7 protein-coding genes are annotated in these 5,695 nt (G+C 65.8%); 4 read left to right on the top strand and 3 right to left on the bottom strand.

Annotation, left to right across the window (positions count from 1 at the left end):
• Positions 1 to 108 precede the first annotated feature (108 nt).
• The 4 genes from KDJ86_RS14085 to KDJ86_RS14070 all read left to right on the top strand — a co-directional run bounded on the left by KDJ86_RS14085 (position 109) and on the right by KDJ86_RS14070 (position 3,775).
• Positions 109 to 1,533 (top strand): amidase, encoded by a 1,425-nt coding sequence (locus tag KDJ86_RS14085; RefSeq protein ID WP_291746978.1) that lies wholly within the window; start codon positions 109 to 111, stop codon positions 1,531 to 1,533.
• A gap of 79 nt (positions 1,534 to 1,612) precedes the next feature.
• Positions 1,613 to 2,371 carry an SDR family oxidoreductase gene (locus KDJ86_RS14080; protein ID WP_291746975.1) on the top strand — a complete coding sequence of 253 codons (759 nt, stop codon included), beginning with the start codon at positions 1,613 to 1,615 and terminating at the stop codon, positions 2,369 to 2,371.
• A 423-nt stretch (positions 2,372 to 2,794) separates the two neighbouring features.
• Complete coding sequence (locus KDJ86_RS14075) at positions 2,795 to 3,385, top strand: cell wall hydrolase (protein WP_521085294.1); 591 nt, start codon at positions 2,795 to 2,797, stop codon at positions 3,383 to 3,385.
• Positions 3,386 to 3,511: 126 nt separating this feature from the next.
• Complete coding sequence (locus KDJ86_RS14070; RefSeq protein WP_291746972.1) at positions 3,512 to 3,775, top strand: hypothetical protein; 264 nt, start codon at positions 3,512 to 3,514, stop codon at positions 3,773 to 3,775.
• A gap of 13 nt (positions 3,776 to 3,788) precedes the next feature.
• Here the strand turns inward: KDJ86_RS14070 and KDJ86_RS14065 are convergent, their stop codons facing one another.
• The 3 genes from KDJ86_RS14065 to KDJ86_RS14055 form a co-directional block, all read right to left on the bottom strand.
• Entirely contained in the window at positions 3,789 to 4,508 is a 720-nt protein-coding gene (locus KDJ86_RS14065) for a cytochrome c biogenesis CcdA family protein (protein WP_291746969.1), read from the bottom strand.
• 7 nt (positions 4,509 to 4,515) lie between these two features.
• The gene (locus KDJ86_RS14060) at positions 4,516 to 4,938 is read right to left on the bottom strand and encodes a thioredoxin family protein (RefSeq protein WP_291746966.1); all 423 of its coding nucleotides are present in this window, start codon (positions 4,936 to 4,938) and stop codon (positions 4,516 to 4,518) included.
• A 76-nt stretch (positions 4,939 to 5,014) separates the two neighbouring features.
• Positions 5,015 to 5,695, bottom strand: a 681-nt coding sequence (locus tag KDJ86_RS14055) for a KamA family radical SAM protein (RefSeq protein WP_367116816.1), incomplete at its 5' end; no start/stop codon positions are given.

Genomic DNA, 5,695 nt, shown 5'->3' with positions numbered 1-5,695 from the left:
GGCGGCGATAGGGTGTCGGCCGCGAAATCGAAGCCTGCGGCTTTCGTGTCCAGGGGGACCGGCCCGGTAGCAGCCGGAGCCAATAAGACGGATCGGGGAGGATTATCCTTGGAAAACTACGGGTCCTACGACGCCCTCGGGCTGGCTGGATTGGTCAAGTCCGGCGAGGTCACGCCGCTTGAACTGGTCGACGAGGCCATTCGACGAATCGAGGAAGTCAATCCGCGCCTCAACGCCGTGATCTACCGGCACTTCGACGATGCCCGAAGCCGGGCGGCCGAAGGCGTCCCGGACGGTCCGTTCCAGGGCGTTCCCTATATGATCAAGGAACTGGCGACGATGTGGGAGGGCGTGCCCCAGACCAATAGCTGTCGCTATTTCAAGGATTTCGTCGCCCCCGTCGATTCCGAGATCAGCGCCCGCCTGAAGCGGGCCGGGGTCATCCTCGTCGGCAGCACCAACGCGCCGGAATTCGGCTGGGCGCTGACCACCGAGCCGGAAGTGTACGGCCGCACCAACAATCCCTGGGCGGAAGGCATCTCGCCGGGAGGGTCCAGCGGCGGCTCGGCCGCCGCCGTGGCCGCCCGCATCCTGCCGATGGCCGAGGCGAGCGATGCGGCCGGGTCGATCCGAGGTCCCGCCTCGCAATGCGGGCTGGTCGGCCTCAAGCCTTCGCGCGGCCGCTCGACGCTTGCCCCGATGCAGGCCGATTTCTTCTATGGTGCGGCTCATTTCCTGTGCGTCTCGCGCACCGTCCGCGATACCGCCGCCTTTCTGGACGTCACGTCCGGGGAGCTTCCCGGCGATCCCTACAACACGCCGCCGCCGGCACGTCCGTGGCTGGAGGAGGTCGGCAGGGAGCCCGGGCGCTTGCGCATCGGCTTCACCACTGCCGATCCGCATGGCCGGCCGATCCATGACGAGATCGCCACGGCTGTCCGTAACACCGCCGGTCTCCTCGAAAGCCTTGGCCACCATGTCGAGGAACACGACATGGAGATCGACGCGGACGCCGCCTGGCGGACCTATAACCGGATCACCGCGGTGCAGACGGCGATGGTCTTCGATGGCGTGGCCCAGTTCATCGGCCATACTGTGACGCCGGAAGAGACCTCGCCGACCATGTATGCCATCATCGAGCGCGGTCGTTCGCTGAGTGGCGTCGAGCATTCGAACGATATCGAGCAGCAGAGGCTCCATTCGCGTGCGATCGCCAGTGATCTCGCCGCCTATGACGTCTTCCTGGCGCCGACGCTGACCCATCCGCCGCGGCCCTTCGGCTTCTGGGACATGTCGGAACCCGATATCGACGCCTATAACGCCAAGTGGACCGACGCCGTTTACCTGTATCTCTTCAACATCTCGGGACAGCCGGCAATGTCGGTGCCGATGCACTGGACCGCGGAAGGCCTGCCGGTCGGCGTCCAGCTCGTCGGTCGCCCGACCGACGAGGCGACGCTGATCCGGGTCGCCGCCCAGCTCGAGGCGGCGCAGCCATGGATCGACCGGCTTCCGCCGATCTGCGCGGGATAGGCGGAGGTTGACCGCGCGCCGTTGGCGTTGCGCGAACGAACACACCTGGAACAACAAGCAAACAAGGAGTTGAGGAAAGATGGCCGACATGAAGAAGGTCGCGATGGTCACCGGCGCCGGCAGCGGGGTCGGCAAGGCGACGGTCCTGGCGCTCGCCGCCGAAGGTTATGCCTGTGTCCTCGCCGGCCGCCGCAAGGAGCCGATCGAGGCGGTCGCCGCGGAGATCGCCGGCAACGGCGGCGAGGCCATCGCCGTGTCGGCCGACGTCAGCGATCCGGCGTCGGTCGATGCGCTCTTTGCCCGGGCGAAGGACGCCTATGGACGCCTCGACCTGATCTTCAACAATGCCGGGATCAACGTCGCGGCGACGCCGCTCGAGGATCTTGCCTTCACTGACTGGCAGGCGGTGGTCGCCGCCAACCTCACCGGCGTCTTCCTCTGCGCGCAGGCCGCCTACCGGATGATGAAGGAGCAGGACCCGCAGGGCGGCCGGATCATCAACAACGGATCGATCTCGGCGCACACGCCGCGCCCCAACGCCATCGCCTATAACGCGACCAAGCATGGCGTCAGCGGCATCACCAAGTCCGTGGCGCTTGAAGGGCGTCCCTACAACATCGCCTGTGGCCAGATCGACATCGGCAATGCCGCCACGGACATGACGCAGAAGATGAGCGGCGGTGTCCTGCAGGCCAATGGCACGCTGGCCGCGGAGCCCCGGATGAATGTCAACGCCGTGGCGGACGCCATCGTCTACATGGCCGGTCTGCCGCTCGATGCCAACGTCCTGACGATCACTGTCATGGCAACGAACATGCCCTATGTAGGCCGCGGTTAACCTTTCGGACGGGACAATTTGCCGCCCGCTTGCTTGATTTTGCACTTGCCGTAGGATGGCCACATTGCCTAATCTTAATCTGTCTTAAGGCGCGGTAACGTCCGTTAGCCAATCGTGAAGAAATTCGGGGGTCGGGGGTTCATGGGGCAGCACGGGCCGGCGCGCGCAAGGCGTCCCGCGATTTTGCTGGGCCTTCTTCTTGCCTCCGGGCTGTTTGCCGTCTCACCCAGCCGCTGGGCTCATTCCGAGCGCGCACTTCCTGATACAACTGATATCTCGCCCGGCTTCCGGCACGGCGTAACACGCGCGATCAAGGCTGATATCGGGGACCTTTCGACGCTCCAGGTCTTTGACCGCCGTTGGTCCGAGGGACGGGAACTGGTCGCCCATCACGAATCGGAGCCTGAAAACGTACCGGCTACGGTGCGCGAGCGTCTGGCTTTCGCGACCACGGATGAAGTACCGGTCGTCAATTTCGCCGCCGCCGATCCGGTCGACGCACGGATGGCGCCCTTCGAGGCGGTGATGTCGGACCCGGAGGAGACGCTGCCGATCCTCGAGCGCGGTCTCTCGGTCGGTCCGCTGGAGCTCGCTGCGATTTCCTTCCGCGAACAGAAGTGCCTGGCGGACGCCGTCTATTTCGAGGCGCGCGGCGAATCCCGCGAGGGGCAGATTGCCGTTGCCCAGGTCGTGCTCAATCGCGTCGAGAGCACCTATTATCCGAACACGATCTGCGGTGTGGTTTACCAGAACCAGGACAAGCACAACCGCTGCCAGTTCTCCTTTGCCTGCGACGGCAAGAGCGAGCGGGTCGCCGACCGGTCCGCGTGGCGCCGCGCGGTGGACGTCGCGCGCAGCGTGCTCCTCAGCGGCGGCAAGGTACGGATCGCGGCGGTGGGCGACGCCACCCACTACCACGCCACCTCGGTCCGGCCGGTCTGGGCCGGAGAGATGCGGCGCGTCGACGTTATCGGCAGCCATATCTTCTACGAGCGTCGCAGCTCGCGCGGCTAGTCCTTTGGGGCCGGCGCGCGACCGCCCGGTTTCGCTTCAGCACGTCTTCCAACGTTGATGTCGCTCAAAGCCTGGGAACGGCGGGGCTGCGACTATTTCCCATCGACAACGATCGAAGGAACGACGATGAACCACCGTCACCGCAAGGTGCTGCACGCGCTTTTCGCCCATCCGGTCAGCGGCAATATCGATTTCAAGGATGTCGAGCATGTCCTGACCGAGCTCGGGGCCGAGATTGACAATCGCTCGGGCGCTCGTATCGGCGTGTCGCTCAATGGCCACACAGTGGCCGTTCATCACGCCCAGAAGAGCCTTCCCACGGAGGAAGTGCAGCAGATCAGGAAATTCCTGGAAACCTGCGGCATTGATCCGGCGGACTATCCGGTGTGAGCCGGTAGGTGGTTCAGTAGCGCGTCGTCAGGTTGGTCAGCCAGTCCGGCGACGCATCGACCAGCGCCGTCTCGATCGTCTTGTCGAGGCCGGTCAGGACGGCGGCGCCGACGACGATGAGAGTGATACCGAGAAACATGCGAATGCCGCGTCCGGCCCTCGCCATCCTGCTTCGCCATCCGGAGAGGACTTCGCGCGACACGAGGCCGAGCGACGCCAGTGGCACGGCGGCGCCGATGCCGAAGATCAGCATTGTCGCCGCGACCTGGCCGAGATTTTCGCCTTGCGCGGCAAGCAGCGAGGCCGCGCCCAGCGTCGGTCCGACGCACGGCACCCACACCGCGCCGAGCAGCAGCCCCAACCCGAACTGACCGCCGGCGCCACCGGTGGAGAACCCGCCGAGCTTCTGTTCCGTCCAGTTGCTGACAGGTCCGGCGGCGACGGCAAGCCGGGTCTGGAGGAGCGGCATGGTCAGCACCGCGCCGACAAGGATCATCACGACTGCGGCGATCGCCCGGAAGAAGCCTTCGTCGAGGCCGATCGAGAATCCGACCGTTGCGACGAACAGGCCGATAACGGTGAAGGAGAGCGTCAGTCCCGCCGAAAGCGCCACCGGCCCCCAGCGATGCTCGGAGGCCGCCGCGCCGAGGATCACCGGCAGCAGCGGCAGGACGCAGGGCGAGAGGATGGACAGGATCCCCGCAATGAAGGCGAGGCCGAGCGTCGCAAGCATCGATCGATCAGACGCCCTTGGCGAGCAGCGCCTCGATCGCCTCGGCGCGGGTGTCGCCGACGATGCGGCCCGCCTCGGCCTCGCCCTTGTAGACGATCAGGGTCGAGCGCTGCCGTGCGCCGAATTTCCGCATCAGGTCCTTCTGCGAATCGTAGTCGATGACGAAGATCGTGTAGCCGGCATATTTCGGCTCACTGACCAGCCTGGTGACCACGGCGCGCTGGGCCTTGCAGGTCGAGCACCACGACGCGGAAACGTCGATGAGGATCGGCGCGCCCGCCGCGCGGGCCGTGTCGAAGGCCGTCTGGTCGAAGGGCTGCGCCGCGGCCGTGCCCGCCGTTGCAATGAGCAGGCCGCCGCCGAAATATCCCGCTATCGCGCCGCCGAGGGCGAGTCCCGGAAAGCTTCGGCGACTGATGGATTTCGTCATGCTCCCTCCTTCGGATTCCTCAGCGGAAACTAGTATCTCCACTGGATGGGTGGAATCACGAAGCGCCCCGCCGCATTCAAGATTTCGTGGGGTCGTGCGTGTTCGGATAGACGTGCCGGCAACCGTGATAGTCGGTGACGGTCGTTGTTATCCCGTCGGTTTCGACCGCGTCCGGCCCGACCGGTACCTTGCCGTGTCCGCCGGGAATATCGAGCACATAGGTCGGCTGGCAGAGCCCGGAGACATGGCCGCGCAGCGCCCTGACCAGCCTCCGGCCCTCGGCGAGAGACGTGCGGAAATGACCGGTCCCCGGCGCCAGGTCGCCGTGGTGCAGGTAATAGGGCTTCACCCGGTTCTCGACGAAGCGGCGCATCAGAAGGGCGAGCATTTCCGCATCGTCGTTGACGCCGGCCAGCAGCACGGTCTGGCTGACAAGCGGGATCCCGGCATCCGCCAGCCGGGCGATCGCGGCGCATGCGGCGGGGGTGAATTCGCGGGGATGGTTGGCGTGGATCGCGACCCAACTCGTGATGCCCGGCACCGCCAGCGCGGCGACCAGCGCGCCCGTCACCCGTTCCGGGGCGACCATCGGGACGCGGCTATGGAAGCGCACCACCCGGACATGGTCGATGGCCGCAAGCTCTTGAACGAGCTCCGATATCCGCCGCGGCGAGGCGACGAGCGGGTCGCCGCCGGAGACGATCACCTCCCATATCTCGTTGTTATTCCTGATGTATTCGAGCGCGGCCGCAACGGC

This window comes from Bauldia sp. (genome assembly GCF_020442045.1).
Taxonomy (GTDB): domain Bacteria; phylum Pseudomonadota; class Alphaproteobacteria; order Rhizobiales; family Kaistiaceae; genus Bauldia.
This window is presented reverse-complemented; position numbering and strand designations above follow the sequence as displayed.

What these genes read in the sequence shown, in the direction of transcription:
- KDJ86_RS14080 (WP_291746975.1), top strand. Translation starts at nt 1,613, where the DNA reads ATGGCCGACATGAAGAAGGTCGCGATGGTCACCGGCGCCGGCAGCGGG.
- KDJ86_RS14065 (WP_291746969.1), bottom strand. Translation starts at nt 4,508, where the DNA reads ATGCTTGCGACGCTCGGCCTCGCCTTCATTGCGGGGATCCTGTCCATC.
- KDJ86_RS14070 (WP_291746972.1), top strand. Translation starts at nt 3,512, where the DNA reads ATGAACCACCGTCACCGCAAGGTGCTGCACGCGCTTTTCGCCCATCCG.
- KDJ86_RS14060 (WP_291746966.1), bottom strand. Translation starts at nt 4,938, where the DNA reads ATGACGAAATCCATCAGTCGCCGAAGCTTTCCGGGACTCGCCCTCGGC.